We start from the raw sequence: 24,999 nt of genomic DNA, 5'->3' as shown, positions 1-24,999 counted from the left end.
CCATGTCCTCAGCGTGCCAGGCAGATTCCCAGCATCGTCTGCAGGCGCGCGCGGTCCAGGTTGCGGCCGATAAAGACCAGCTTGCTGTCGCGCGACGCGTCCAGCCACGGCTCGCCCGCATGCAGATCGAGCTGCCGGTGCACGGCCTGCAGGATATGGCGCCGCTCGCTGCCGGCGACGGCCACGATGCCCTTGATGCGGAACAGGTCGTCGCCCTGCGCCGCCAGCAAGGCGCGGATCGCGCTGGCGAGACGATCGCCGTCGAATGGCCGGTCGAACACCAGCGAGACCGAGGAAACCGAGGGGTCGTGCCGGTGCGCGTGCTGGTGGTCATGGCCGCCGTCGTGGCCGTGGTCGTGGCCGTGGTCTTGGCCGCAGTGCTCGTCGCAGACGTGGTCCTCGCCGTGATCGTGATCGTGATCGTGATCATGATCGTGGTCGTGCTCGTCCTCGCTGTCGTCGAGCACGGCCAGCCCCGGCGTAAACCCGCCGATGCCCAGGATCTGCCGCAGGTCCACGCGCGCATAGTTCGAACGCAGGATCCGCGCGCCCTCGTTGAGCCGGCGCAGCCGCGACTCCAGCGCGTCGACCGCCGCCGGATCGGCCAGGTCGGTCTTGTTGATGACGATGCGGTCCGCCGCGACGATCTGGTCGACCGCCTGATTGTCGAAGCCGCGCAGCCGCGGATCGTCCAGATGGCTTTCGATATGCAGCGCATCGACCAGCGTCACCACGCCGTCGAGCGCGACCTCGCGCGCGACCTCGTGGTCCATGAAGAAGGTCGCCGCCACCGGGGTCGGGTCCGCCAGGCCGCTGGTCTCGACGATGATGTGGTCGAAGCGTTCCGGCTGCGCCAGCAGCTTCTGCAGGATGCGAACCAGATCGGTGCGCACGTCGACCACGCAGCAGATGCAGCCGTTGGTCATCTGGTAGATCTCCTCGTCGGAGCTGAGTACCAGATCCGAATCGACATCCACCTCGCCGAACTCGTTCTCGATCACCGCGATGCGATGGCCGTGCCGCTCGGTCAGGATATGGTTCAGCAGCGTGGTCTTTCCCGCGCCGAGAAAGCCGGTCAGGATCGTCACCGGCACCGGCACGGCCTGGCGCGCGGCATCGTGTCCAGCGGCTTGCTCGACGGTGGCCGGGCGCACCGCTTCTGTCGTAAAGGCGTTCATCGTGTCTCCTCCTCTGCCATGGCCGCTGGCATCGCGTCGGCCGTGGCGGGACGCATCCCCTGCCAACGCGCGACCAGACCGGCATGGTCGATATCGAACAGGTCGAGCGTGCGCCCGACGGTATGGTTGACCAGATCGTCGATCGTGCTGGGCCGGTGGTAGAACGCCGGCACCGGCGGCAGCACGATCGCGCCCATCTCGGTCACCGCGGTCAGATTGCGCAGATGGCCCAGATGCAGCGGCGTCTCGCGCGGCAGCAGCACGAGCCGGCGCCTTTCCTTGAGCATCACGTCGGCGGCACGCGTGACGAGGTTGTCGGCGATGCCATGCGCGATCGCGGCCAGCGTGCGCATCGAGCACGGCGCCACCACCATGCCGGCGCAGCGGTAGGAGCCGCTGGCAATGGTGGCGCCGATGTCGCGGACGTTGTGTGCGACGTCGGCCAGCGCCTCGACCTCCGCGCGGCGCAGTCCGAGCTCGTGCTGGATCGTCAGCCAGCCCGATGGCGTGACGACCAGATCGGTGCGCCAGTCCGGCTGCTGCGCCAGCCACTGCAGCAGGCGCACGCCGTAGATCGCGCCGCTGGCGCCGGTGATCGCGACGACCAGGCGCCGGCTCATGGGCGCCCCATGGCTTCGCCGAGCAGCCGCGCCGCCCTCGCCATCGCATCGTCGCCGATGCGCGCGCGGATGCCGTCGAACTGCGGACCGCGCGTCGCGTCCAGCCCCATGCGCGAGGTGGTGCCCGCTCCGGAGGCGGACGGATCGAGCGCGCTGCCCGGCAGGCCGTCGACGATGACCACGTCCAGATGCGGCTGCAGATGCGTGGCGACGGCCCACAACACCTCCTCGTCGCGCGTGATATCGACATCCTCGTCGACGGCGATCACGGTCTTCAGGTACGGATCCCAGCCCAGCAACCCCAGCATGACCTGGCGCGCCTCGCCGGCACGCATCGGCTTGAGCGCGACATAGGCATGGAAATGCGTGCCCGAGCTCGGGTAGTGCACCGCGGTAACGCTCGGGAAACGCTCCTTGAGCTTCTCGACCATCTCGGACTCGCGCGGAATCCGCCCGAGATTGAGGTGCTCGGCCGAATTGCCGCCGACCACGTCGATCAACATCGCGTCGCGCCGGCGCAGGATCGTCTCGACGCGCAGCAGGTTGTTGGTCGAGCGGTCCGACGAATAGCCGGTGAACTCGCCGAACGGTCCTTCGTCGACGCGGGCCTCCGGGTCGATCACGCCTTCCAGCACGATCTCCGCGCTGGCCGGTACCGCGATGCCATGGCGCGGCGTGCGCACGACCTCCAGCGGTGCGCCGAACAGCCCGCCCGCGACGTGGCGCTCGTCGACGCCGTACGGCAGCCTTGCCGCACCGGCCAGCATGAACAGCGGATGCGCGCCGATCACCATTGCCACGGGCAGCGGCTTGCCGCGCGCGGCGGCCTGCTGCTGCATCCGCCACAGGTGTCCGCGCGAATGCAGGCTGGTGGCGATGCCGTCCGGCGAATGCACCATCGAGCGGTGATAGCTGGCGTTACCGATGCCGGTCTCGGGATCCTGCGCGATCAGGATCGCATTGGTGATATAGGGTCCGCGATCGGTGGCGAAATGCCGGATCGCCGGGATCGAGCGCAGGTCGATGCCGTCGGTCTGCACGACCTCGAGCACCGGCCCGCTGTCGAGCTCGCGCGGCGGCACCAGGCGGCGGCTGCGCGCCTGGTATTCGGCGTGGATCCCGTCGGCGGCGACGCCGAGCAGCCGGCCGACGCGTTCGCGCGAGGCGAACACATTGGTCACCAGCGGCGCATCCAGACCCCGCACGCGTTCGAACACCAGCATCGGATGGCGCCCCTGCGCGGCCAGTTGCCAGACCACGGCGGTCGCATCCTGATCCGCGCCGATCTCCTCGCCGATCACCAGCACATCGTCAGGGTGCGCGGCGCGATAGGCCGCCAGGAAGTCGCGAAAGTCCTGTGAGGACGAATAGCGTCCGGAATAGAGGCGCGATGTCATCGATCTCTCCTTGTCACACCGGCCGGGCCGCGCACGAGGGCGCGCCCGGCTCGGCCGCCTTGCGCAGGGCCGTTCAGCGAAGGCCGGCGTAGGTATCGGTCAGGCGGGCCTGCGCCTCCTCCATCGTGCGCGGCGGCGGCGTGGTCTCCAGACCGATCAGGCGGGCGATGTTGTTGCCCATGTAGTCCTCGAGCCCGTCCTCGTCCAGATCCATGCCCTGCGGCGCGGGGCCGCACAGCATCTCCAGCTCGCGCAGCCACATGCCCGGCTCGTTGGGCGGCGTGTCGGTGCCGAACACGATCTTGTTGCGCGGCAACTGGCGCGCGAATTCGACGATGCGCGACTGGAAGCACCAGCCCGATTCGCAATAGACGTTCGGCGTGTCCATCGCCATCCAGAACGCCTCGAACGAATAGTTGCCGCCGGTCTGGATGCCGAAATGGCCGATGATGAAATTGACCATCGGGAATTCGCGGATGATCGGATAGAACATCGTCGGAATCGTGTACGGCCCGTCGCCGGTATGGATCAGCACCACGACGTTGTACTTGGCACACATCTTCAATGCGGGCCGCAGCCAATCCAGCGCACGGTCCGGACGATAGCCGTGCATGTTGGCATGCAGCTTCATCATCTTGAAGCCGTATTCCTTGACGTGGTATTCGAGCTCGAGCGCGCCCTCTTCCGGACCCCAGCGCGGGTTGAACGTGAAATTGCCGATGAAGCGGTCCGGATATTTCTGGCACAGCTCGGCCACATAGGCCATGTAGTCGCGCACGCCTTCGCGGCCGCGGCGATTGCCGTCGCGATAGCCGGTATTGCCGGGCGGCGGCTGGATAAAACCCATGTCGATGCGGCGCGGCTTGCCGTTGATGAGGTAGGGGCCGTCCATCATCTTGAGCAGGCGCTCGCCGGTAAACGGTTCGCCGGTATGGCGCCAGGCCTCGTCGACGAGGTTGGTGGGATGCAGATGGGTGTCGATGATCATTGCAGTGGCTCCGTGCGGGGCTGCGTTATCTGGGAACGAAAACGATCGGGGCGGACATCAGGCGGCGAGCCTGGCGCGGGCCTCTTCGATCGTGCGCGGCACCGGCGTCGGTTCGAGCCCGATCATGCGCGCGACGTTGTTGCCGAGGTAGTCCTCGAGCGTGTCCTCGTCCAGATTGAGCCCCTGCGGCGGCTCGAAACACAGCACCTCCAGCAAACGCAGCCACATGCCCGGCTCGTTCGGCGGCGTATCGGAGCCGAACAGGATCTTGTGTTTGGGCAAGACCTTGGCGAATTCGACGATGCGCGACTGCAGGCACCAGCCCGATTCGCAATAGACGTTGGGCATGTCCATCGCCATCTGGAACGGCTCGAAGCAATAGACGCCGCCGGTCTGCACGCCGAAGTGGGCCATGATGAAATTGACCGTCGGGAATTCCTTGATCATCGGCACCCATTCGGTCGGGATGCTGTAGGGGCCGTCGCCGGTATGCAGCTTGACCAGCACGCCTAGCTCCGCGCATTTCTGCAGCGCCGGACGCAGCCAGTCGAGCGCGCGATCGGGCCGGTAGGCGTGCATATTGGCCTGGAACTGGACCATCTTGAAACCCAGCTTGCGCACGTAATGGTCGATCGCGTTGACGCCATTCTCGACGCCGCAGCGCGGGTTGTAGACGAAGCAGCCGATGAAGCGGTCGGGATATTTGCGCACCATCTCGACCGTGTAGGCCATATAGGCGTCGATCGATTCGCTGCCCGACCTGGTGCCGTCGGTCCAGGTGTAGATGGTGTTGCCTTGCGGCGGCTGGATAAAGGCGCGATCGATGCGGCGCGGCTTGCCGTTGATCAGGAATGGGCCATCCATCATCTGGATCAGGCGCTCGCCGGTGAAAGGCTCGCCATCGTGCCGCCATGCCAGATCGACCAGGTTGGTCGGATAGCAACTGGTGTCGATGATCATGCGGGTGTCTCCTCGCAATGCTGCAGGTTGAAGGCATGCGGGACCGGGCCTGTCGTTGCGGGACGGGCCGGGCGCGCGTTGCGTTCGGGAGCACTGTCGAGGGGGAGCGTTGGAAGAATGCGCCACCGACGGTACTCCGTCAGTGAGCAATCTCCAGTTGAACGATCGCGGCATTGCGCCGCTGCCTGTTCAATCGACCGCTTCTACCCACGGCGCCTTTATACCGCCGTGGAAATTCGGCTGTCAAGCGGGAAGCGTGAACGCGGATGTTGCCGTGCCCACCTTCCCGCGATAAGGCGTTCGATCAGGCGTTGGTGCCGTTATCGATGGTCCATGCCGCGCCGGTTACCGCCTGCGCTTCGGGCGAGGCCAGCAAGGCGACCACGGCGGCGACATCGTCCGGCGAAGCAAAACGCTGCGGCCCTGCCATCAGCGAGCGCTGCCATTCGGCGTGCGGGCCGTCCGGCGGATTCATGTCGGTAGCGGTCGAACCGGGATGCACGACATTGACCGTGATGCCCCGCGGACCGAAGTCGCGCGCCAGGCCCTGCGTCATGCCGACCAGCGCCGCCTTGCTGGCGCTGTACAGCGACATGCCCTGCCCCGGCACGCGCACCGCCAGATTGCTGCCGATCGAGATGATGCGGCCGCCATCGGGCATCACCGCCGCCACCGCCTTGACCGCGACAAAGGCCGCGCGCACGTTGACGGCCATCGTGATGTCGAAATCGTCAACGGTCAGCTCGGTCGGGTGGCCGACGCGGAAAATGCCGGCGTTGTTCACCAGGATATCGATCTTGCCGAATTGCTCGGCCGCGCGCGCCACCGCGTCGGCCACGGCCTTGGGATCGGCGTTGTCGGCGCGAATCGCCAGCGCCTGGCGTCCATGCGCGCGCACTTGCGCTGCCACTTCCTCGGCTTGTTGTTCGGCGCTGGCGTAGGTCAGCGCGACGTCCGCCCCTTCCGCGGCCAGCCGGCGCGCGATCGCCGCGCCAATGCCCCGGCTGCCGCCGGTGATCAGGGCCGATTTTCCTTGCAGTGATGCCATGTCCTGCTCCTTCAACGTGTTGTTCAACGCGGTATCCGGGTCCGCCGACTCGCCGCCCAGAGGGCAGCCGAAGCGGCATCGGGTGTTTCATCTACAATTTGTACTCGTCGGTACAAATTTAAAGCGAATTATTGGCACGTTGTCGCCGACGGTCAAGGGATTTACTATCCGGTCAGTACAGAATTCACCGTTCCATCCATGAGCCAACGAGGAAGACCCCGTGCTTTCGACCGCGACACCGCCCTGCAGGCGGCGATGCGCGTGTTCTGGGAGCGCGGCTACGAACAGGCGTCGCTGAGCGAGCTGACCGCCGCCATGGGCATCAACCGCCCCAGCCTCTATGCCGCCTTCGGCGACAAGGCCCAGTTGTTCCGCGAGGCCACGGCGCTGTACCAGCGCACCATGAACTTCACCACGCCGGCGCTGGCCCGCCCCACCGCGCGCGCCGCCGTCGAGGCGATGCTACGCGACAACGTCGATGCCTATTGCGACCCCACGACGCCACGCGGCTGTCTGGTGGTATCGGTCGCCGCCTCCTGCCCGGACGAGGACAGCGAGATGAAGACCATGCTGTCGAGCAAGCTGCGTACGGTGGGAGAGTCGGTACGCCGGCGCCTCAAACAGGGCGTCGAGGCCGGCGAGCTGCCAGCCGACACGGACGTCGGCGCCCTTGCCGCGTATTTCGAAACGGTGCTGCAGGGCTTGTCGATCCAGGCCCGCACCGGGGCTTCGCGCCAACGGCTGCACCGGGTGGTGGACTGCGCGATGCGGGTGTGGGACGGCCTGCAAGCGTTGGACGAACCGGTCACTGCACCGGCGCCGGCCTCCGCGCCAGCCCCCACAACAGCGACACCGCGACGGCGCGGAAAATCTGCCGCGCCATAAGGCGGTCCAGATAGCAGTGCGCAAACGCCCCGACACGCGCCCGACGATCAGGGTGAAGAATCAAGCGGAAACCGCATGCCCCGCGCCAACAGCATGGCCCCCAACGCCGACAGCGCCACGATGGCTGCCGCGGCGGGCCAGCCATAAGCCTCGATGGCTGCGCCCACGGTGATCGGGCCGACCACCTGCCCGAGGTTGCTGCCCTGCATCAGCAGGCCGATCACGACCGGTACCAGCGCGGGGGTCGGCGCGACGATCGGGCCGCTCGACAGCAAGGCGGCCGGGATCAGTCCTCCTACCGCGGAGAACAGCAGGCACAGCAGGAAGGTCGGCACATCGCCGAACAGCGACAGGAAGATGCCAAGCGCAGCCAGCCCCATCGTCAGGCCGGTGCTCGCGACCAGCACGGGCCGCGACACGCCGCGCGCCAGCAGATAGCCGGCGGCCAGATTGCCGATCATGTTGGCGCCGATCGCCAGCGCGGTCAGCAGCCCCACCATGCGATGCGAGGCGCCGATCCGTTCGATCAGCAGCACCGGCAGGAAGCTGAACAACGCGAAGAACATCAGGCTGTAGAGCGCGAAGCAGGCGGCGAGCCGCAGCGGCTGCCGCTCGCGGAGTACCGCCGCTATATCGGCGCGCATGCCCGATGCGATGGTCGCAGCAGCGCGAGATGGCGATGACGACGTCGACAATGAGTCGGACGATGCCTGCCCTTGCGCCACGGCCGGAATCGCCAGCCGCGCCGCGGCCACCGCGACGACCGCAATCGCCGCGCTGCCCCACCACAGTCCGCGCCAGTCATCGAACAAGGGACCGACGATCATCGCCAGCGCCATGCCGGCGGGCATGAAGCAGCTCCACAGCGCAAAGGCGATATCGCGCTGGCGCAGCGGCACCACGCGCTGCAGCACCGCGGGCCCGGCCACCGCGATCAGCAGGAAGCCCAGCCCTTCGATGAAGCGCGACGCCATCAGGGCCGGCAGCGTCTGGGCCAGCGCGCCAGCGCAGGCGCCAGCCACCACCGTCAGCAAGCCGCCCAGCAACACGCGCCGGTCGCCGAAAGCCGGCACCAGGGCACCGGCCGGAATCCCGCCGAGCGAGCCGAGCACCGCCACGATCGCCATCAGCCAGCCTGCCTGTGCCAGGCTCGCGCCGAGGTCTGCCTGCAGCATCGGCGTCGCGATGGCGGCCTTGCCGATCTGCAGCGCCGCGACGACACCAGCGCCGACCACGACCGCCACCGCCAGCCACATCGCCGCCTTGCCTGCCGGCGCGGGCACCGCCACGGCCTCGCCCTGTCCTTTGCCGGCGGGCCATGCCGGCCGGCCTTTCACGCCTTCGCGCATCTGGATCTCCTGCACTGAAACACCGCGATGGCGAATAGCATCGCATCGCCCGGCAATCGACGGAAGTGATATAAGTTCGATCCAAACGATCGATCGGATAGATCAGAGACGACCCCATGCTCGACGCCCTGACCCTCGACCAGTTGCGCACCTTCGTCACCGTCGCCGAAGCCGGCAGCTTTCGGGCGGGGGCCGCCAGGCTGGCCCGCGTGCAGTCGGCCATCAGCCATGCCATCGCCAATCTGGAGGCCCAGCTCGACGTGGCGCTGTTCGACCGCAGCCGGCGCCGGCCGGTCTTGACCGCGGAGGGTCAGGCTTTGCTGGCCAATGCCCGCGACATCCTGCTGCGCGTCGACGCGATGCGGGCCCGCGCGCGTGGGCTCGGTCAGCGGCTGGAGCTCGAACTGTCCGTGGTCGTCGACAACCTGTTTCCGCTGGCGCAAATCGGTGCCGCGTTGGAGACGATGCGCGAGCGTTATCCCTCGGTGGCGGTCCGGCTGGCGGTCGAGCCGTTGGGCGGGCCGCTCGCCGCCCTGCTGGAGCAGCGTGCCAACCTGGCCGTGATGGTGGGCGAAGGCTTCCGCGATCCGCGCGTCGCATTGCAGGCGCTGTCCTCGACCGAAGTGGTGGCGGTCGTGTCGGCGCGCCATCCGTTGGCGTCGCGGCGGCGCGGTCCGCCGCTGGGACTGGCCGATCTGGCCGATCACCTGCAGATCGTGCAGTCCGACCCCACGCCGCTGTCCGCCGGCCGCGATTTCGGGGTGCTGTCGCCGCAGACCTGTCGCGTCAACACGCAGGACACCAAATACGCGCTGATCCTGTCCGGCCTCGGATGGGGCCGGTTGCCGCGCTGGCTGGTCGAACGCGACCTGCGCGAAGGCCGGCTGGTGCGCGTGGCCACCACTGCGCTGGGCCGCGACGCGCGCGTCCTCTACGAAGCCTATCTGGCGCACCGCGTGGACCAGCCGCTCGGGCCGGCCGCGCAAGCGTTTCGCGAAGCCCTGACCCGTATCGCCGCGCAAGGCTGACCGGCATGCCGATGTTCCGGGGCGCCGATGGGATGCGGACTTATGTTGCAAACAGGAATGGTTATCAATAAGATTGACGGCTTTTTGTAACCGCGAATTACGAGAGAGCCCGGACCACGCGCCATGAGACAAAAACTGGCCTGTTTGCAACCGTCGCGGCTGACGCCGTCGGCCCTGATCGCCGCGGCCATCGCCGGCGGCGCCCCGCTGTCCACGCTGGCGCAGGAGGCGCCGTCCGCCGACCGCGGCACCGTGGCGGCGCATGAGCTCAACACCGTCGAGGTGCGGGTGGATCGGATCAAGAGCGATCTGGTCAATCCCACACGGCAGGTCACCGTGATCGAGCGCGAGCAGATCGAGGAACTGAAGACGGGTTCGACCAATCTGGCGACGATGCTCAGCAAACTGATTCCGGGCATGGCCGATTCGAGCCGTACGGTGACCGACTTCGGCCAGACGCTGCGCGGCCGCAGCGCGCTGGTGCTGGTCGACGGCATACCGCTCAATACCAACCGCGACTCCGCCCGCAATCTGGCGACCATCGATCCGAGCAATATCGAGCGAATCGAGGTGCTGCGCGGCAGCAGCGCGCTGTACGGCGCCGGCGCGAGCGGCGGCATCATCTCGATCACGACGCGCACCGCTGGCGGTCCGCCAACCGCAGATACCACGGTGACGCTGGGCACGCCGCTGACGCGGCTCAGCAAGGAAGGCCTGAGCGCCAACGTGCAGCAGCACTTCTCGGGCAGCCAGGGGCCGATCGACTATGCCTTCCACGTCGGTGCGCAGCGCATCGGCAGCCCCTATGACGCGCACGGCCATCGCATCGCGCCGGAGCCGAGCCAGGGCGATCTGTTCGATTCCAACGTCTACAACGTCAGCGGCAAGCTGGGCTGGCGCATCGACGGCCAGCAGCGCGTGCAGCTGAGCCTGAGCCGGTATCACGCCAGGCAGAATACCGACTACGCCTCCGACCCTTCGGTCGGACGCCTGCCCCCGGGCTCCGCCACGGCGCGCGCGATTCGCGGCCTGCAGCTGGACAACCAGAACGAGTTGCGCAACACGGTGCTGAACCTGGACTACCAGCATCAGGACTTCTACGGCAGCACGGTATCGACGCAGTTCTACTATCGCGACTATTTCACGCGCTTCCCGCCGTTCGATGCGCGTGCGGTCGCCACACGCGGCGGCAATGTCGATCAGATCAGCCAGAACAGCAACGTATTCGGCGGCCGGCTGACGGTCGGCACACCCCTGGGCACCAGCAAGCAGACCAAGCTGCTGTGGGGCGCGGACTACAACCAGGAACGCAGCGACATGCCGCTCGACGTATTCGACGCGGCGCGCTACGACGCCAGCGGCGGCCTGGTGTTCCGGCCTACCGGCCAGCTGACCTATATGCCGCCGCTGACCACGCGCAGCGGCGGCGTGTTCGGCCAGCTGCAGCACAAGTTCGACGAGCGCTGGTCGATGGAAGGCGGCGTGCGCTACGAGCGCGCCAGCGCCAGCTTCGACGATTTCGTGCCGCTGTCGCAATCGAAGGTCGCCAATCCGGTCGGCGTCAAGGGCGGCACCGTCGATTACGGCGCGTGGCTGTTCAACATCGGCGCGGCCTTTGCGCCGGTCAAGGGCCAGGAATTCTATGGTGCCTTCAGCCAGGGCTTCCAGCTGCCCGACATCGGCCTGCAGATCCGCAATGCGCGCCCGGGCTTCGACATCAACGCCTCCAGCCTGGAACCGGTCAAGACCAACAACTACGAGCTGGGCTGGCGCGGTGCGCTGGGCAGCAACACGCTGGCCAACGTGGCGGTGTTCTACACGACCTCGAAGCTGGGCGACGTGCAGAGCTTCAACAACGGGCTGATCCTGACTCGCACCAAGGAGCGCATCTTCGGCGTCGAGGCCGCGGCCGACTATCTGACCGACGACGAAAAGTGGGGCGTCGGCGGGACCTTCACGTGGATGCGCGGACGCGAGCAGCCACAAGGCGGCAGCAGTTTCCAGAACATGACGGGCTACCGCATTCCGCCGCTGAAGCTGACGGCCTACGTGCAATACCGGCCGGTCAGCCAATGGAGCAACCGGCTGCAGCTGAGCTATTACGCCGGACGCGACTATCGGCTCAACGGGCAGAACAGCTTCGGCCGGCGCGAAACCAGCAGCTACACCACGCTCGATCTGATCAGCCGGTACCAGCTGACGCGCAAGGACACCATCACGATCGGCATCGAAAACCTGCTCAATCGCGACTACTACCCGTTGTACAGCCAGCTGCTGCGCAACAGCAACAACACCAGCCGGTTGCCGGCGTCGGGCATCACGCTGACGGCGATGTATCAGCATCGCTGGTAAGTGGGGTGTCTGGCCATTCGCGCCATCGGAACTGGTCCCTGCCCGCAATCGCCGGCATAATTGCAACTGCAACGATACCGGAGAGCAACATGACGACGAACGGGCCCGACCTGTGGTTTTCCTTCGTGCGCACGCACCGGCTGATCATCCGCGAAGTGGAACGGCGTCTTGCCGACGCCGGCCTGCCCGCCTATGCGTGGTACGACTTGCTGTGGGGGCTGGAGAGCGGGCCCGGCGGCGCCCGTCGCATGCATGAGCTGGCCGACACGCTGGTCATCGAGCGCTACAACCTGACTCGTCTGGTCGACCGGCTCGAGAGCGAGGGCCTGGTCACGCGCACCCGCTCGGCCGACGATGGCCGCGCCGCCTTCCTTACGATCACGCGAGACGGCCGCGCCCTGCGCAAGAAGATGTGGAAGATCTACCAGGCCGCGATCGCCGACCTGTTCCTGTCGCAATTCGAACATGCCGACAAGCAGCGCTTCGCCGACGCATTGGATCGCGCCGCACAAGCGGTACGCGCCGCCGCCGGCGCGGCGCGGCCAGCCTGACGCCCCGCCTGCGGTAGTCGCGCCAAGCCGCGGCTGCCCGCGAACACCACACTTCCGCCCCTCGCCCCACCGCACCGCAGCCGCCACCACGCCGGCGGCTGCGTGCGCTCGTTCTTCCTCCCCTTCGATGCTTCGCGACCGCCGTGCTTGCCGAATGCTGCGCCACCGCCTATAGTTGCAATTACAACGATTGCAATTGCAATTCATAGATGCACCAACAGAGGAAACTGCCATGTCAGCCACCCCCCCGGCGAACACCGCCAGCCCCGCCCTGACCTTCTATACCGCTAACACCCCCAACGGCCAGAAGGTCAGCATCTATCTGCAGGAAGCCGGTCTACCTTACCGCCAGGTCGACGTCGACCTCGGCAAGGGAGAGCAGCGGCGCCCGGAGTATCTGGCGATCAACCCGAACGGCAAGATCCCCGCGCTGGTCGATCACGGCGAAGGCGTCACCGTGTTCGAGTCCGGCGCGATTCTGAGCTACCTGTCGAGCCACTATGGCGCGCTGCATCCCGCCGGCCGCCACGAGCAGTGGCAGGTCCAGCAATGGCTGCATTTTCAGATCGGCGGCATCGGGCCGATGCTGGGGCAGCTTTGGTGGTTTCGGCATGGTTCGGGTAGCGGCAATCAGGAGGCGATCGAGCGCTATTCCAGGGAGGCGCATCGCCTCTATGGCGTGGTGGACCGGCGGCTGGCGGAATCGGCCTATCTGGCGCTGGACCAATACACGATTGCCGATATCGCCGCCTTTCCATGGCTGCGTACCCATGACGAACTCGAGCTGGACATCGGCCAGTACCGCCACGTGGTCCGCTGGCTCGAGCGCATTGCCGAGCGGCCGGCGGTGCAGCGTGGCCTGGCGGCGGTGCGCCCGCCAAAGACCGCCGCGCAAGATCCCGCGGAGGCCTGAGCGATGGCCTGGACCTTCCTGTTTGTCGCCGCGGCGCTGGAGATCGTGATGGGCGTCGCGCTGAAGCTGAACCAGGGCTGGACACGGCTGCTGCCCAGCGTGGTGGCCGTTGCGGCGGGACTGGCCAGCATCTTTCTGCTGGCCAAGGCGCTGCGCAATCTGCCGGTCGGCACCGCCTATGCCATCTGGACCGGCATCGGCACGCTGGGATTGGTGGCCATCGGCATCGTCAGCTTCGGCGAGGGCATGCAATGGCAGCGGCTGCTGTTCCTGACGCTGACGGTGGTCGGGATCATCGGGCTGCGGTTTTCCGAGGCAGTGGGGTGAATCAGCGGAACGCCTGCGGCATGGCGGTATATGCGCGCATCGTCCATCGCTTGGCGCCGCGCTGCGCCGCTGGCGACGGCTGAAGTGCGCGCATCAACGAGCGTCAACAACAATGAAAACCGTACTTCATGTCAGCGCCAGTCCCAATGGGGACGCGTCGAACAGCCGGCGCACGGCCGCCGCGCTGATCGAGCGGATGCGACAACGCGAAACGTTGCGCGTGATCGAGCGAGACCTGGCGCATCGTCCGCCGCCGCTGGTCGATGGCACATTTGCGCACGCCAGCCTTGCGGCGGAGTCCGCCGATGCTGCCGGCGATACGGGCGTGCTCGCCTTGTCGGTCGAGCTGATCGCCGAACTGCAGGCCGCGGACCGCATCGTGATCTCCACGCCGATGCACAACTTCACGGTGCCGGCAGCGCTGAAGGCCTGGATCGACCAGATCCTGCGCCCCGGCCGCACCTTCGCGCGCACGCCGGAAGGCAAGAAGGGATTGCTGGCCAACCGCCCGGTCTACCTGATCGTCGGCAGCGGCGGACCGCTCGGCGATGACGGCAAGGGGCAGCCGGACTTTCTGACCCCCTATCTGCGTCACGCGCTGGCGACCGCCGGCCTTCACGACCTGTCGGTCTTGCGGCTCGACAATCTGCGGCGTGGGCCCGCCTATCTCGAGCGCGCGCAGGCGCTGGCCGACGCGTGGATCGCGCAGCAGATTGCGGCGCTGTCCCCGCAGGCAACCGGCTCCGCGGCGCCGATCGGGGCGTAGGCGTTGGCGCTGCGGCAAGACCCGCTCAAACAAGATAGTCAACCCTGCTCAATCCGCACGCAGGCGATCGAGAGCCGCCGTCGTTTTCAGCCACTCGAGCACCGCGGCAGCGGGGGTGTCGGCCCGGATCGGCGCCGGCGACAACAGGCAATAACGGGAGCCGTCCTCGACAAACCCCATCGGGGCGACCAGCATGCCGTTCGCGATGTCGTCCTGCACCAGATGCCAGGGACCGATGGCGACGCCCAGACCCGCCACTGCCGCCTGCAGGCTGAAGTAGAAATGCTCGAAGCTCTGCTCCGGTGCGCGCGACAGCGTCTGTCCGCTGATGTCGGCCCAGGTCCGCCAGGCGTTCGGCCTTGTCCGCGTATGCAGGCGCGTTGCGGAAGGACGCAGGCATTTCTGGCCCTTGCGCGCTGCAAACCATGCGGCGGACTTGTCCGGCCGGCACACTGGGCCGACGCGTTCGACGAACAGGGGCGTCGTGTGGACGCTGTCGGGCCAGGCGAAGTCATCGCGCCGAATCGCGAGGTCGATGCCGCTGTCGAACGCAACAGGCCCGCCGCCGGCGAGGAGATGAACGTCGAGTCCGGGATGCCGCGCCCTGAAGTCGGGCCAGCGCGGAATCAACCAGCGCATCAGCAACGTCGGCTCGCACGACAGCACCCATTGCCGCGCTTGCCGCGCACTGGCGCGCAGCTCGCGCGTGGCCTGCCGCATCAGGCCGAGGCCGTCGTGCACGGCCTGCGACAGTCTCCTCCCCGCATCTGTCAGGAAGACGCGGCGGCTGCGTCGTTCGAACAGCGCCACACCGAGGTCGTCTTCCAGCGTCCGCACCGCGCGGCTGACCGCGCCATGCGTCAGATGCAATTCGTCGGCGGCGCGGCTGAAGTTCTCCAGTCGCGCCGCCGCCTCGAAGCAGCGCAGGGCCAGCAGCGAAGGCAGGCGGGCGTCGCCCGATAGTGAGCTGGACTCACCATGATGGTCAGAAAACATCGTTATACGTCGATCGTTGAGATCCCTAACATATGGCTTGCCTCGCGGCAATTAGCCAGAAAGAATCGAAAGAGTAAACCATGACCGAACTGTTAGCCGTGATCACCATCACGCTGCTCGCCGTGATCAGCCCCGGACCGGACTTTGCCATGGTGACCCGCAACAGCCTGGTGCTGTCGCCGCGCCGGCGTGTTAACGGCGCTCGGCATCGGGCTCGGCGTGCTGATTCATGTCAGCTACACCATCCTTGGCGTCGGCGTGCTGATCCAGCAGTCGCTATGGCTGTTCCAGACGGCCAAATTGATTGCCGCCATCTATCTGATCTATCTCGGCATCGGCATGCTCAGGGCCAGGCCGGGCGGCGAGCTGTCCAACGGCAGCACCGCCGCGCTGTCGGATCTCGCCGCATTACGCATCGGGCTGCTGACCAATGCGCTGAATCCCAAGACCACGGTCTTTATCGTCAGCCTGTTCATGCAGGTGGTGCGGCCCGATACGCCGCTGGCGACGCAAATCGGCTACGGCGCCTTTATCTCGGCCGCCCACATCGGCTGGTTCAGCCTGGTCGCGGTGTGCCTGTCGACGGGCGTCGTACGCGAACGGCTGCTATCCGTGCGGCACTGGATCGATCGGGTCTTCGGCGGGCTGCTGGTCGCGTTCGGTGAGTTGCTGGCGGTGGCGCGCGGCGCGCGTTGAGGGGCGACGCGGCGCCCGCCTGCCAGCCGAACTACTCGCCAAACTCCTGCTGGATCCGCGGCGCATGCGGGCACTGCCGGTCCAGCGACTCGCGGTATTTGACGCAGCCGCGCAGGAACTGCGGCCAGTCGGGCACCGCGGGCGTGTGCGTGGCCGCATCGGGCAGCAAGGCCCACAGGTCGGGATGATGCCAGCACAGCTCGTGGCCCGAGGCATCCCGATGGCGGCGAATGCCGGCGCGCAATCGCTTCACTTCGTCGATGAGCTGCTCGCGGCTCATCGTATCGACGTCGTCGTCCATGTTTGCCTCCGCAGAATCAGCGAAATCTCCAGCTTAGGGCTGTTCGCATCGGGCCGATAGCGTCTGTTGCGATGGCATGCCACTGCCCTGCCCGACTGCGCCGGCATGTGGAACCGCATATCGCTGCGCGCGCCGAGATGCCAGCCACACCGCGGCCGACACGGCAACACCGGCCGCGACCGCCACGCCAAAGCCGCCCCCCACGCCACGCGCATCGACTGCGTGCCCGGAGGCGACCGCACCGATCGCGACGCCGACGTTCAGGCCGGCCAGCAGCCATGTCATGCCTTCGGTGACGCGCCGTTCTCCGACCATTCGCTCGACCAGCGACATCGCCACGATCATCGTCGGTGCAAACACCAGCCCCGCGACAAACACCGTCGCTGTCAGTCCGGCCATGCTGCCGATCAGCAGAAAAGGCAATGTGGTCACGGCGGTCGCCAGCCCGCCGAGCAACAGCAGACGATGCAGCGGGCTTTGCAGCTTGCAGGCGCCGAACGCCAGGCCCGCCAGGCAAGAGCCGATCGCGTAGGCGGAGAGCACGAAGCTCGCCGCGCCCGGACGCCCCTGCTGCTCGGCAAATGCCACGCTGACGATATCGACGCTACCGACGATCACGCCCATCGCCGTCATCAACACCACCAACTGGGCCACGCCGGCCACCGCGATCGCGGGAGCCGTGTCATCGGCGCCCGCCTCAACCGCGCTCACCGGCGGCTCGGTGCTGCGCAGCGCCACGAATACCAGCACGCCGACCAGCAGCAGAACGCCTGCCGTCAAGGGCCCCGCCTGCGGAAACGCTGCAATGCCAAGCCCGACCGACAGCGGCGGCCCCGCAATGAACGAGATCTCGTCGAGCACGGTCTCCAGCGAATACGCGGTCTGCAGTTCGGGAAGATGCCGATAGAGAGCGGTCCAGCGGGCACGCACCATCGCCGACATGCTGGGCATGAAGCCGGTCAGCACGGCGCCGACGAAGAGCGTCCAGTCGGGGAGCTGCCAATGCGCGGATGCCACGAGGATCAGCACGCCCATGACGCTGATGCCGGTGGCGACGGGCAATACCCGGCGCTGTCCGCGGCGGTCTACCAGCCGCGACACCTGCGGGGACAGCAACGCATAGGTCAGCACAAAGGCCGCCGACACCGCGCCGGCCAACCCATAGCTTCCGCGCAGCTGCGACAACATCGTGATGATGCCGATGCCCATCATGGGCAGCGGCATGCGCGCCACCAGCCCGGCCGCAGTAAAGGCGGCCGCGCCGGGCGCATTGAACAGTCGTCGATAGGGATTGGCCAGACCTGGCTTTGCCATCACGGTTCTCCTGCAGTCGTTACCGATTCACATACGATGCGTATGCCAAAGTTTGATAACATACGCCGCGTATGTCAATGAATCGATGGAGAACCCGACGATGGCCCGTCGTACCCGCGCCGAGATGATCGAGGCGACCCGCGCGAAGCTGCTCGCGACCGCGCGCCAGGCCTTTGGCACCCAGGGTTACGCCAGCACGTCGATGGACGACTTCACCGCGGATGCCGGTCTGACGCGCGGCGCGCTGTATCACCATTTCGGCGACAAGAAGGGGCTGCTGGCGGCCGTGGTGGAACAGATCGATGCGGAGATGGACGCGCGGCTGCAAGCCATCTCCGACGCGCATCCCGACTCCTGGGAGGGGTTTCGCCTTCGTTGTCGCGCCTATCTCGAAATGGCGCAGGAAGCGGAGATCCAGCGCATCGTATTGCGCGATGCGCGCGCGGTACTGGGCGGCGCCTCTGCGCAATCGGAGCGCCAATGCATCGCGTCGATGCGGCAGCTGCTGCTGGCGCTGATGCGGCGCGGGCTCGTGGTGAAGGCCGATCCCGAGGCGCTCGCCCGGCTGATCTATGGCAGCCTGGCCGAAGCGGCCTTCTGGATCGCGGAAGCGGAAGATGGCAAGGCGCGCCTTGCGCAAGCGCTCGACGCGCTGGAGCTGCTGCTCAGCGGCGTGCGAGCTCCTTCGGCATCCGCCGCAGCGTCAAGGACCAGAACGCGAGCGCGCACGCGCTGATCGCCGCGCCGAGCAGACAGACCGCGGGCCATCCCGCCGTCGCATACGCCCACGTCGACGCAATGGCGCCCAGTCCGCTGCCCACCGAATAGAACAGCATGTAGCAGCCCACCAGACGGCTGTGCGCATCGGACGGCGCGGCGAAGATCATGCTCTGGTTGGCGACATGAATGGCCTGCCCGCCCAGGTCCAGCGCGACGATGCCGATCACGAGCCACCACAGCGGGTGCAAACCCAGCCCCGAATCGAACCACCACAACGGCAGCCACGACGCGAGCAACAGCAACAAGGCGCCGCCGGTGACCCACTGCCCCATGCCGCGATCGGTCAGTTGCCCGGCGCGCGCGGCCGCGAGCGCACCGACCACGCCGACCAGACCGAAGGCACCGATCGCCGTGTGCGACAACCCATAAGGCGGCGCGCTCAGCGGCAAGACCAGCGCGCTCCAGAACACGCTGAACGCCGCGAACATCAACATGGCAATCACGCCGCGAATCTGCAGCACGCGTTCGTGTCGCAGCAAGGTCAGCATCGACAGGATCAGTTGCGGGTAGCTCAGCCGCGTCGTCGCCGGCGCCTGCTGCGGCAGGCGGCGCCACAGAATGAGCGACAGTCCGAGCATGACGGCCGCCGAGAACAGATAGACGCCGCGCCATCCTGCGACATCGGCAATCAACCCGGCCAGCACCCGCGCCAGCAACAGCCCGATGACTACCCCGCCCTGCGCGGCACCGACCACGCGCCCGCGTTCGGTGCTGGCACCCGCGGTGGCGGCATAGGCGATCAGCCCTTGCGTCATGGCGGTGCCCAACAACCCGACCGCCAGCATGCCCGCCAGCAGCGCCGGGGCCGAGCCGGCGGCAGCGACCGCAATCAAGGCGGCTACCAGCGCGCCCGCTTGCCACAGCATCAAGGGCCGCCGGTCGATCCGATCGCCGAGCGGCACCAACAACACCAGGGCAAGTGCGCAGCCGATCTGCGTGGCGGTGATTACCCCGCCCACTGCTGCATGGTCCAGCCCGAAGTCCGCCCCCAGGGCGTCGAGCAAGGGCTGCGCGTAGTAGACGTTCGCCACGCTGAGCCCACAGGCGCAGGCAAACAAGGCGACCAGCGGACGCGGCATGGCGGACGCGCCTTGCAGTGACGAGCGTGATGGCTGGGATGGCTGGGATGGGTTCCATGCACAGGGCTCAGCAGGCATGTGGTTTTCCTTCGATCAAAGTGGTTTGAAAAAAAGACTGGTTTGATTGTAGGTAAACTGGTCTTAAAATGAAACCACTGAGCGAAAGAAACGCGCTCGGTTTTATCGCACCTGGAGATGCCATGCCAAAACGTCGCGACAACGAGACAGAAACCTGCCCGGTTGCCCGCTCGCTCGACCTGATCGGCGATCGCTGGTGCCTGCTGATCGTGCGGGATGCATTCGATGGCGTGCGCCGCTTCAGCGAATTCCAGCGAAGGCTCGGCGTGGCACGCAGCATCCTCGCCGATCGCCTGCGCCTGCTGGTCGAAGCCGGCATCTTCGAGATCCAGCCGGCCTCCGATGGCACGTCGTATCAGGAATATGCGTTGACGCCGACGGGCGAGCGCCTGTTCCCGGTAATCGTCGCGTTGCGGCAATGGGGGGAGCAGCATTTGTTCGGATCGAAAGACGCGCATTCGGTGCTGGTCGACAAGCGCAGCGGGAAACCGCTCACCGTGATGGAGCCCCGCTCTGCTGAGGGCAAGGTGGTGCGGCCATCGGAGACGGTGGTGAGGTTGCCTCAGCGGGAAGATTGAGTTACGCCATCATTGTGTCGACGTGCCCTACGGAGCTTCAGATGAGCAAAGTCTCACTGTCCAAGTACAACGTCCCGATCAAGGAACGAAGAAGAGTCACGAGGGCTCCAAGACCGGAGCGCGTCGCCGCAAGCACGAAGATCGAGCAAGTGTTCGAGGGGCAAATTGTCGTGATCAATAGAGCCGACTCGACTACCGTTGAAGAAACCGCTCGCCAGGTCATACAGAAACACCACGAAGCCATCGAGCGTTTGGCCAGGCGATGACGAGCGGTTTCCTCGCGATCACGACGATGAGCAAGACAGCACAGCCGCTTGGCGCCGTCCGCTGTCAGGCGCCCTCTAGCGCGCCATACACCGCGTCCCGCAAATCGGTGACAAACCGCCCCGACATCCCTTCGTACAAGGTATTGGTCAGCGCCACGACGCAAAGCCGCTGCACCGGATCGACAAACCAGCTGTGACCATAGACGCCTCCCCAGCGCCACGTGCCGGCCGACTCCGGCGATGCCGCCAGCGCCGGATCGCGCAATACCGAGAAGCCCAATCCAAAACCAAATCCCGGCGCGCCGGGGACTTCGTGGCCATCGGTTTGGTCCCGCCCCATCTCGGCGACCAGTTCGTTCGGCAATAGCGCGCCGCTGCGCTGACGCAACGCCTCCAGCAAGCGCATCACGTCTTGCGCCGTGCCGGCCATGCCCGCACCGCCCGATGGAAAGGCGTGCGGATCGAAAATGCGCGCGGGGCTGTAGCGGACGCCCACCGTGCCGTCGAAGACCGGCACGACCTCGCCTTCCGCAAGGCGATGCGGCTGCGGGCGATCGTTGACATAAGGCGTGGCGACACGCTGCGCGTCGCGGGCAACGAAGTCGGTGTCCCTCATGCCAAGCGGCCCGGTCACCAGCTGGCGCACCGCCACGTCGAGCCGCGCGCCATGGACGCGCTCGATCAGCGCGCCGAGTACGTCGGTGGCTACCGAGTAGCACCACGCGGTGCCCGGCTCGTACAGCAGCGGCACGCTCGCGATGCGCCGCAGGTTCTCGTCCAGATCGATGCCGATGTCATCCATGCCGTCCGATACGCCAGCTTCCGCATAGGGTCCGTGTTCATCGGCCTGGAGGAAGCGGTAGCCCAGCCCGGCGGTATGGCTCAACAACTGCCGGATCGTGATCCGCGGCACGCGTCCATCAGCCAGGCGCGGGCGGAATTCCGGCAGCCAACGGTCGATGCCATCGTCCAGTGCGATCTTGCCGCGCGCGACCAGGACCAGCGCCGCTGCGGAAACGATGGGCTTGCTGACCGAAGCCAGGCGAAACAACGTATCGAGGGCCATCGGCCGCCGGCTTTCACGGTCGGCCAGACCGGCCGCCTTGCGGTAGACGAGCGCGCCGTCTCTGGCGACCAGCACGACAGCGCCAACCAGCCGGCGCTCGTTCAGCGCCTGCTGGACAACCGTGTCGATGCTTTCGGACAGGGACGCCGCGCAAGCCGTCGTACGCAATGCGAGTGTGGAATCGGACAACGCAATTCTCCTTCGAGGAATGACGCCGTCACGATAGAGAGCCCTGCATTGAAGAAAAAGTGGGGTAAATTTCCGCTTTATGCGGACAAAGATGTCCACAATGGGATGGGGATCGGGATAGAGATGGAGATCGCGACATGGATAGCCTGAACGGCTTCATGGTCTTCGTGCAGGTAGCCGAGACGCGCAGCTTTGTCGCGGCCGGGCGAATGCTCGGCGTGTCGGCGTCGGCCGTCGGCAAAAGCGTGGCCAGGCTGGAAAACAAGCTTGACGTACGCCTGTTCCATCGCAGCACCCGCAGCATCACGCTGACGGCCGAAGGCGCACGGTTCCTCGAACGCAGCCGCCGCATCCTCGCCGAGATCGAGGCCGCGGAAATGGAGCTGTCGGAAGCGACGAAGGCACCGCGAGGCCGGCTGCGCGTCAGCCTGCCGCTGGTCAGTTCGCTGCTGCTGCCGGTCCTTGCCGACTTCATGCGCGACTACCCCGACATCGAGCTCGATCTGGATTTCACCGACAGGATGGTCGACGTGATCGAGGAAGGCTTCGACGCGGTGGTAAGAACCGGCGAACCGACCGATTCACGTCTGTCCGCTCGCCGGCTCGGCATCTTCGAAGGCATGCTGGTGGCCGCGCCAGACTATCTGGCGCGGCGCGGCACGCCCAAAGTGCCCGCCGATCTGCTGAATCATGCCTGCCTGCACTATCGCTTCCCCAACAGCGGCAAGCTCGAACCGTGGCCGCTCCGTCGCGCGCCAGGCCAACCGGAATTGCAGCTTCCGACATCGATGATCTGCAACAACATCGAGACGCGCGTTTGCTTTGCGCTGCAAGGCCTGGGCATCGCGTTCGTGCCCGACTTTTCGGTCAGGGAGCTGGTCGCCAGCGGTCAGCTCACACGCGTGCTGGATGGCCATCTGGAATGGTCGAACCCGTTTTACGTGCTGTGGCCCGCCAGCAAGCATCCGTCTCCCAAGGTGCGGGCGTTTGTGGATTTTCTTTGTGCGCGGGTGTTTGCTTCGGCGGAAACAAGACCTGCCGTGAAGCGCCGGCGGCCGGCGCGAGGAGCGCGGCGGCAGGCGTAATTCGCACGACGGTTGCGCTCAGTGGATCTTCAGTTCGGCGATCTTGTCGTTGTCGATCGTGAAGAGAAATTCCAGCGTGACAGGACTATTCGGGAATTGCCCGCTCACCCTGGCGCGGACACGGACCTCGGGGTCGTTGCCAGTCGCTTCGATTGGCTCGGCGACGTGGCGGTATTTTTCCTTGGCCGCCAGCCACCACGCGCGTATCGCCTCGCTTCCCTGATGCCGCGCACTCTCATCGTTCACCACGGCATCGGGAAGAAAAAGCGAAACCAGCGCATCGGCATCGTCGCTCTTGTCCGCTTCGAAATACGCGCTCACAACGGTCGGAATATCCATTCTTGTGCTCCTGTCTGTTGCTCCATTGGCAAAATTGGCAGCGCGAGTGTAAGGCTTGACCGTTGTTTGGATAAACGGGATAAATCGGGATGTGCCGATGAACAAGACAGGACAATGGAACGCACCTCCCTTCACGATCTGGAAGCCGTCATGGCGATCGCTCGACGGGGCTCCTTCCGCGCAGCGGCGATCGATCTCGGGATGTCGACCACGGCGCTGAGCCACGCCATCGGCAAGCTGGAGACCAATCTTGGCGTCCGCCTGTTCAATCGCACGACCCGCAGCGTCTCACTGACCGATGCCGGTCGACAGTTCGTCGAACAGGTCGGTCCCGCGCTTCACGATATTCACGGCGCGTTGGAGGCGGTACGGTCGCAACGGGAAACGCCATCCGGAACACTGCGGATCAATGCCGCGGCATTTGCGGCGCGAGAGATCATGTCCCCGCTGGTGCTGGAATTCCTGCGCCGCTACCCCGAAATGAAGGTCGACCTGGTGACCGAAGGACGGTTGGTGGATATCGTCGCCGAAGGCTTCGATGTCGGCGTGCGGGTCGCCGACCTCGTACCCAGCGACATGATCGCCGTGTCGCTCGGCCGGCCCCAACGCTATGCCGTCGTGGGTTCGCCCGCGTACTTCGAAAATCATCGGAAGCCACGCGTCCCTCCCGATCTGCTGACGCACCAATGCGTGCGTGTACGCCTGCCCGACGGGGCGCTGTATCGGTGGCGATTCGAGAAAGCTGGCGAAACCGTGCAGATCGACGTGCGCGGGCCGATCACGCTAGACGAAGCGAGCCTCGCGCGGGCTGCCGTGATCACGGGTCTCGGCCTGGGCTATTTCATGGAGCAGGACGTGCTGACCGATATCGAGGCAGGACGCCTGGTTCGCGTGCTGGCAGATTGGACGCCGCCTTTGCCTGGGCTCTGCCTCTATTACCCCGGCCGGCACCACCACTCTGCCGGCATGAAGGCATTCCTCGCGTTGGCTCGCGAGATGGCCGATCGGGATCGGGGCCGCCGGGGCCCCCAATCCACAGGCGGGCGAAGCGGCCGCCGACGTTGAGCACCGGAGGACGTTGCCCAGTGCGTCGCGCCATGGTTCACAGCAAGCCTTGACAAGACAACCGACCAACTAGTAGATTGGTCAACATGTTGAGTGCAAGGTGCAGCATCCCGGCAGCTGGATCAGCGATGTCTTGCATGCGTATTCCGCCATCCAGCCAATTGATGAATATGGAACTTTCCCCCCGCGCGGCCGAAATCGCCGAGCATACGAAGCTGTTGCTCGCCGCTGGCGGTTATCACGGATTCAGTTATGCGGATCTGTCCGAGCGGGTGCATATCGGCAAGCCGAGCATCCACCATCATTTTCCGAGCAAGGCGGACCTGGTCCTGACCGTGGTCACGCTACACCGTGCGCAGGCCCGGCAAGGCTTGGCCGCCCTCGATGACCAGATCGACGATCCGTTGGCACGGCTGACGGCCTATATCGATTACTGGTCGCAGTGCATACGCGACGGCACCTCGACGATGTGTATTTGCGCGATGCTGGCGGCCGAATTGCCGATCATCCCGCCAGAGATCGCGCATGAGGTTCGAGCCTATTTTGGTGACCTGACCGCATGGCTGGCGGCGGTCCTGGAGGCGGGTGCCGCGAGAGGAGAATTCCATCTGCGCGATACGGCTCTAGTGGAGGCACAGACGTTGATGTCCACGGTGCACGGCGCCATGTTGACTGCCCGGGCTTTCGATCATCCCGAGGCATTCGCCTCCATCTCGCAAGCGGCGATCGGGCGGCTGACCGCGTCGAATTGACCGTTTTTTTACCGGCCCCGAGCCGGCTATTTTTTCACCGCATTACCGACCAA

General features: G+C 66.1%; 26 protein-coding genes and 1 pseudogene. 14 read left to right on the top strand and 13 right to left on the bottom strand.

Annotated features, from left to right (window positions below; all coding sequences use genetic code 11):
• Positions 1-8: 8 nt before the first annotated feature.
• The 6 genes from J5T34_RS06795 to J5T34_RS06770 all read right to left on the bottom strand — a co-directional run bounded on the left by J5T34_RS06795 (position 9) and on the right by J5T34_RS06770 (position 6,191).
• Positions 9-1,178, bottom strand: a complete 1,170-nt coding sequence (locus J5T34_RS06795) for a CobW family GTP-binding protein (RefSeq protein WP_244258727.1) — start codon at positions 1,176-1,178, stop codon at positions 9-11.
• Positions 1,175-1,798 carry a UbiX family flavin prenyltransferase gene (locus tag J5T34_RS06790; protein ID WP_208579172.1) on the bottom strand — a complete coding sequence of 208 codons (624 nt, stop codon included), beginning with the start codon at positions 1,796-1,798 and terminating at the stop codon, positions 1,175-1,177. The genes J5T34_RS06795 and J5T34_RS06790 overlap by 4 nt, the downstream gene beginning before the upstream one ends.
• Positions 1,795-3,195, bottom strand: coding sequence for a UbiD family decarboxylase (locus J5T34_RS06785; RefSeq protein ID WP_208579171.1), 1,401 nt, complete (start codon positions 3,193-3,195; stop codon positions 1,795-1,797). The genes J5T34_RS06790 and J5T34_RS06785 overlap by 4 nt, the downstream gene beginning before the upstream one ends.
• 73 nt (positions 3,196-3,268) lie before the next feature.
• The gene (locus J5T34_RS06780) at positions 3,269-4,183 is read right to left on the bottom strand and encodes an amidohydrolase family protein (protein WP_208579170.1); all 915 of its coding nucleotides are present in this window, start codon (positions 4,181-4,183) and stop codon (positions 3,269-3,271) included.
• A 57-nt stretch (positions 4,184-4,240) separates the two neighbouring features.
• Positions 4,241-5,143, bottom strand: coding sequence for an amidohydrolase family protein (locus J5T34_RS06775; RefSeq protein ID WP_208579169.1), 903 nt, complete (start codon positions 5,141-5,143; stop codon positions 4,241-4,243).
• A 304-nt stretch (positions 5,144-5,447) separates the two neighbouring features.
• Positions 5,448-6,191, bottom strand: coding sequence for an SDR family NAD(P)-dependent oxidoreductase (locus J5T34_RS06770; protein ID WP_208579168.1), 744 nt, complete (start codon positions 6,189-6,191; stop codon positions 5,448-5,450).
• A gap of 198 nt (positions 6,192-6,389) precedes the next feature.
• Between J5T34_RS06770 and J5T34_RS06765 the strand changes: the two genes are divergently transcribed.
• Positions 6,390-7,076, top strand: coding sequence for a TetR/AcrR family transcriptional regulator (locus tag J5T34_RS06765; protein ID WP_244258726.1), 687 nt, complete (start codon positions 6,390-6,392; stop codon positions 7,074-7,076).
• A 47-nt stretch (positions 7,077-7,123) separates the two neighbouring features.
• On the opposite strand, the gene J5T34_RS06760 is transcribed toward J5T34_RS06765, so the two are convergent.
• Positions 7,124-8,425 carry an MFS transporter gene (locus J5T34_RS06760; protein WP_244258725.1) on the bottom strand — a complete coding sequence of 434 codons (1,302 nt, stop codon included), beginning with the start codon at positions 8,423-8,425 and terminating at the stop codon, positions 7,124-7,126.
• Positions 8,426-8,541: 116 nt separating this feature from the next.
• On the opposite strand from J5T34_RS06760, the gene J5T34_RS06755 reads away from it, so the two are divergent.
• The 6 genes from J5T34_RS06755 (at position 8,542) to J5T34_RS06730 (ending at position 14,362) form a co-directional block, all read left to right on the top strand.
• Positions 8,542-9,453 (top strand): LysR family transcriptional regulator, encoded by a 912-nt coding sequence (locus J5T34_RS06755; RefSeq protein WP_208579167.1) that lies wholly within the window; start codon positions 8,542-8,544, stop codon positions 9,451-9,453.
• A gap of 123 nt (positions 9,454-9,576) precedes the next feature.
• A complete protein-coding gene (locus J5T34_RS06750) occupies positions 9,577-11,805 on the top strand; it encodes a TonB-dependent receptor (protein ID WP_208579166.1) in 2,229 nt (742 codons plus the stop codon).
• An 89-nt stretch (positions 11,806-11,894) separates the two neighbouring features.
• A complete protein-coding gene (locus J5T34_RS06745) occupies positions 11,895-12,356 on the top strand; it encodes a MarR family winged helix-turn-helix transcriptional regulator (RefSeq protein WP_208579165.1) in 462 nt (153 codons plus the stop codon).
• 232 nt (positions 12,357-12,588) lie between these two features.
• On the top strand, positions 12,589-13,269 hold the full coding sequence (locus J5T34_RS06740) for a glutathione S-transferase family protein (protein WP_208579164.1): 681 nt from the start codon (positions 12,589-12,591) through the stop codon (positions 13,267-13,269).
• A gap of 3 nt (positions 13,270-13,272) precedes the next feature.
• Positions 13,273-13,596, top strand: a complete 324-nt coding sequence (locus J5T34_RS06735; RefSeq protein ID WP_208579163.1) for a DMT family transporter — start codon at positions 13,273-13,275, stop codon at positions 13,594-13,596.
• Positions 13,597-13,708: 112 nt separating this feature from the next.
• On the top strand, positions 13,709-14,362 hold the full coding sequence (locus tag J5T34_RS06730) for an FMN-dependent NADH-azoreductase (protein ID WP_208579162.1): 654 nt from the start codon (positions 13,709-13,711) through the stop codon (positions 14,360-14,362).
• 48 nt (positions 14,363-14,410) lie between these two features.
• On the opposite strand, the gene J5T34_RS06725 is transcribed toward J5T34_RS06730, so the two are convergent.
• Positions 14,411-15,358, bottom strand: coding sequence for a LysR family transcriptional regulator (locus tag J5T34_RS06725; protein ID WP_208579161.1), 948 nt, complete (start codon positions 15,356-15,358; stop codon positions 14,411-14,413).
• Between the two features lie 80 nt (positions 15,359-15,438).
• Between J5T34_RS06725 and J5T34_RS06720 the strand changes: the two are divergent.
• Positions 15,439-16,054 (top strand): annotated as a pseudogene (locus J5T34_RS06720) (LysE family translocator).
• A 31-nt stretch (positions 16,055-16,085) separates the two neighbouring features.
• Here the strand turns inward: J5T34_RS06720 and J5T34_RS06715 are convergent.
• Both J5T34_RS06715 and J5T34_RS06710 read right to left on the bottom strand, forming a co-directional pair.
• Complete coding sequence (locus tag J5T34_RS06715; protein WP_208579160.1) at positions 16,086-16,355, bottom strand: hypothetical protein; 270 nt, start codon at positions 16,353-16,355, stop codon at positions 16,086-16,088.
• Between the two features lie 33 nt (positions 16,356-16,388).
• Entirely contained in the window at positions 16,389-17,654 is a 1,266-nt protein-coding gene (locus J5T34_RS06710) for an MFS transporter (protein ID WP_208579205.1), read from the bottom strand.
• Positions 17,655-17,769: 115 nt separating this feature from the next.
• Between J5T34_RS06710 and J5T34_RS06705 the strand changes: the two genes are divergently transcribed.
• Entirely contained in the window at positions 17,770-18,405 is a 636-nt protein-coding gene (locus J5T34_RS06705; RefSeq protein ID WP_208579204.1) for a TetR/AcrR family transcriptional regulator, read from the top strand.
• Here the strand turns inward: J5T34_RS06705 and J5T34_RS06700 are convergent.
• Positions 18,335-19,528 (bottom strand): MFS transporter, encoded by a 1,194-nt coding sequence (locus J5T34_RS06700; protein WP_208579159.1) that lies wholly within the window; start codon positions 19,526-19,528, stop codon positions 18,335-18,337. The two genes, J5T34_RS06705 and J5T34_RS06700, sit on opposite strands and share 71 nt — an antisense overlap.
• Before the next feature lie 200 nt (positions 19,529-19,728).
• On the opposite strand from J5T34_RS06700, the gene J5T34_RS06695 reads away from it, so the two are divergent.
• Positions 19,729-20,184 carry a winged helix-turn-helix transcriptional regulator gene (locus J5T34_RS06695; protein ID WP_208579158.1) on the top strand — a complete coding sequence of 152 codons (456 nt, stop codon included), beginning with the start codon at positions 19,729-19,731 and terminating at the stop codon, positions 20,182-20,184.
• Positions 20,185-20,225: 41 nt separating this feature from the next.
• Positions 20,226-20,450, top strand: a complete 225-nt coding sequence (locus J5T34_RS06690; protein WP_208579157.1) for a hypothetical protein — start codon at positions 20,226-20,228, stop codon at positions 20,448-20,450.
• Positions 20,451-20,514: 64 nt separating this feature from the next.
• Here J5T34_RS06690 and J5T34_RS06685 read toward each other — a convergent pair whose 3' ends face one another.
• Positions 20,515-21,684, bottom strand: a complete 1,170-nt coding sequence (locus J5T34_RS06685; RefSeq protein ID WP_244258738.1) for a serine hydrolase domain-containing protein — start codon at positions 21,682-21,684, stop codon at positions 20,515-20,517.
• 158 nt (positions 21,685-21,842) lie between these two features.
• Between J5T34_RS06685 and J5T34_RS06680 the strand changes: the two genes are divergently transcribed.
• Positions 21,843-22,790: a LysR family transcriptional regulator gene (locus J5T34_RS06680; RefSeq protein WP_208579156.1), complete on the top strand. Its 948-nt coding sequence runs from the start codon at positions 21,843-21,845 to the stop codon at positions 22,788-22,790.
• Between the two features lie 18 nt (positions 22,791-22,808).
• Here J5T34_RS06680 and J5T34_RS06675 read toward each other — a convergent pair whose 3' ends face one another.
• Complete coding sequence (locus tag J5T34_RS06675) at positions 22,809-23,129, bottom strand: nuclear transport factor 2 family protein (RefSeq protein WP_208579155.1); 321 nt, start codon at positions 23,127-23,129, stop codon at positions 22,809-22,811.
• A gap of 114 nt (positions 23,130-23,243) precedes the next feature.
• Here J5T34_RS06675 and J5T34_RS06670 point away from each other — a divergent pair, with 114 nt between their 5' ends.
• Together J5T34_RS06670 and J5T34_RS06665 are read left to right on the top strand one after the other, a co-directional pair.
• Positions 23,244-24,194, top strand: coding sequence for a LysR family transcriptional regulator (locus J5T34_RS06670; RefSeq protein ID WP_208579154.1), 951 nt, complete (start codon positions 23,244-23,246; stop codon positions 24,192-24,194).
• 164 nt (positions 24,195-24,358) lie between these two features.
• Complete coding sequence (locus tag J5T34_RS06665; RefSeq protein ID WP_208579202.1) at positions 24,359-24,946, top strand: TetR/AcrR family transcriptional regulator; 588 nt, start codon at positions 24,359-24,361, stop codon at positions 24,944-24,946.
• Positions 24,947-24,999 lie beyond the last annotated feature (53 nt).

Source organism: Cupriavidus gilardii, from assembly GCF_017598945.1.
In the GTDB taxonomy this organism is placed as follows: domain Bacteria; phylum Pseudomonadota; class Gammaproteobacteria; order Burkholderiales; family Burkholderiaceae; genus Cupriavidus; species Cupriavidus gilardii_E.
The sequence above is the reverse complement of the archived record's forward strand: the minus strand, read 5'-3'. Positions and strand labels throughout refer to the sequence as shown.

Bases quoted from the DNA above. Each gene is read 5' to 3' on its own strand.
- J5T34_RS06795 (WP_244258727.1), bottom strand. From the start codon at position 1,178: ATGAACGCCTTTACGACAGAAGCGGTGCGCCCGGCCACCGTCGAGCAA.
- J5T34_RS06790 (WP_208579172.1), bottom strand. From the start codon at position 1,798: ATGAGCCGGCGCCTGGTCGTCGCGATCACCGGCGCCAGCGGCGCGATC.
- J5T34_RS06785 (WP_208579171.1), bottom strand. From the start codon at position 3,195: ATGACATCGCGCCTCTATTCCGGACGCTATTCGTCCTCACAGGACTTT.
- J5T34_RS06780 (WP_208579170.1), bottom strand. From the start codon at position 4,183: ATGATCATCGACACCCATCTGCATCCCACCAACCTCGTCGACGAGGCC.
- J5T34_RS06775 (WP_208579169.1), bottom strand. From the start codon at position 5,143: ATGATCATCGACACCAGTTGCTATCCGACCAACCTGGTCGATCTGGCA.
- J5T34_RS06770 (WP_208579168.1), bottom strand. From the start codon at position 6,191: ATGGCATCACTGCAAGGAAAATCGGCCCTGATCACCGGCGGCAGCCGG.
- J5T34_RS06765 (WP_244258726.1), top strand. From the start codon at position 6,390: ATGAGCCAACGAGGAAGACCCCGTGCTTTCGACCGCGACACCGCCCTG.
- J5T34_RS06760 (WP_244258725.1), bottom strand. From the start codon at position 8,425: ATGCGCGAAGGCGTGAAAGGCCGGCCGGCATGGCCCGCCGGCAAAGGA.
- J5T34_RS06755 (WP_208579167.1), top strand. From the start codon at position 8,542: ATGCTCGACGCCCTGACCCTCGACCAGTTGCGCACCTTCGTCACCGTC.
- J5T34_RS06750 (WP_208579166.1), top strand. From the start codon at position 9,577: ATGAGACAAAAACTGGCCTGTTTGCAACCGTCGCGGCTGACGCCGTCG.
- J5T34_RS06745 (WP_208579165.1), top strand. From the start codon at position 11,895: ATGACGACGAACGGGCCCGACCTGTGGTTTTCCTTCGTGCGCACGCAC.
- J5T34_RS06740 (WP_208579164.1), top strand. From the start codon at position 12,589: ATGTCAGCCACCCCCCCGGCGAACACCGCCAGCCCCGCCCTGACCTTC.
- J5T34_RS06735 (WP_208579163.1), top strand. From the start codon at position 13,273: ATGGCCTGGACCTTCCTGTTTGTCGCCGCGGCGCTGGAGATCGTGATG.
- J5T34_RS06730 (WP_208579162.1), top strand. From the start codon at position 13,709: ATGAAAACCGTACTTCATGTCAGCGCCAGTCCCAATGGGGACGCGTCG.
- J5T34_RS06725 (WP_208579161.1), bottom strand. From the start codon at position 15,358: ATGTTTTCTGACCATCATGGTGAGTCCAGCTCACTATCGGGCGACGCC.
- J5T34_RS06715 (WP_208579160.1), bottom strand. From the start codon at position 16,355: ATGGACGACGACGTCGATACGATGAGCCGCGAGCAGCTCATCGACGAA.
- J5T34_RS06705 (WP_208579204.1), top strand. From the start codon at position 17,770: ATGGCCCGTCGTACCCGCGCCGAGATGATCGAGGCGACCCGCGCGAAG.
- J5T34_RS06700 (WP_208579159.1), bottom strand. From the start codon at position 19,528: ATGCCGCGTCCGCTGGTCGCCTTGTTTGCCTGCGCCTGTGGGCTCAGC.
- J5T34_RS06695 (WP_208579158.1), top strand. From the start codon at position 19,729: ATGCCAAAACGTCGCGACAACGAGACAGAAACCTGCCCGGTTGCCCGC.
- J5T34_RS06690 (WP_208579157.1), top strand. From the start codon at position 20,226: ATGAGCAAAGTCTCACTGTCCAAGTACAACGTCCCGATCAAGGAACGA.
- J5T34_RS06680 (WP_208579156.1), top strand. From the start codon at position 21,843: ATGGATAGCCTGAACGGCTTCATGGTCTTCGTGCAGGTAGCCGAGACG.
- J5T34_RS06675 (WP_208579155.1), bottom strand. From the start codon at position 23,129: ATGGATATTCCGACCGTTGTGAGCGCGTATTTCGAAGCGGACAAGAGC.
- J5T34_RS06670 (WP_208579154.1), top strand. From the start codon at position 23,244: ATGGAACGCACCTCCCTTCACGATCTGGAAGCCGTCATGGCGATCGCT.
- J5T34_RS06665 (WP_208579202.1), top strand. From the start codon at position 24,359: ATGAATATGGAACTTTCCCCCCGCGCGGCCGAAATCGCCGAGCATACG.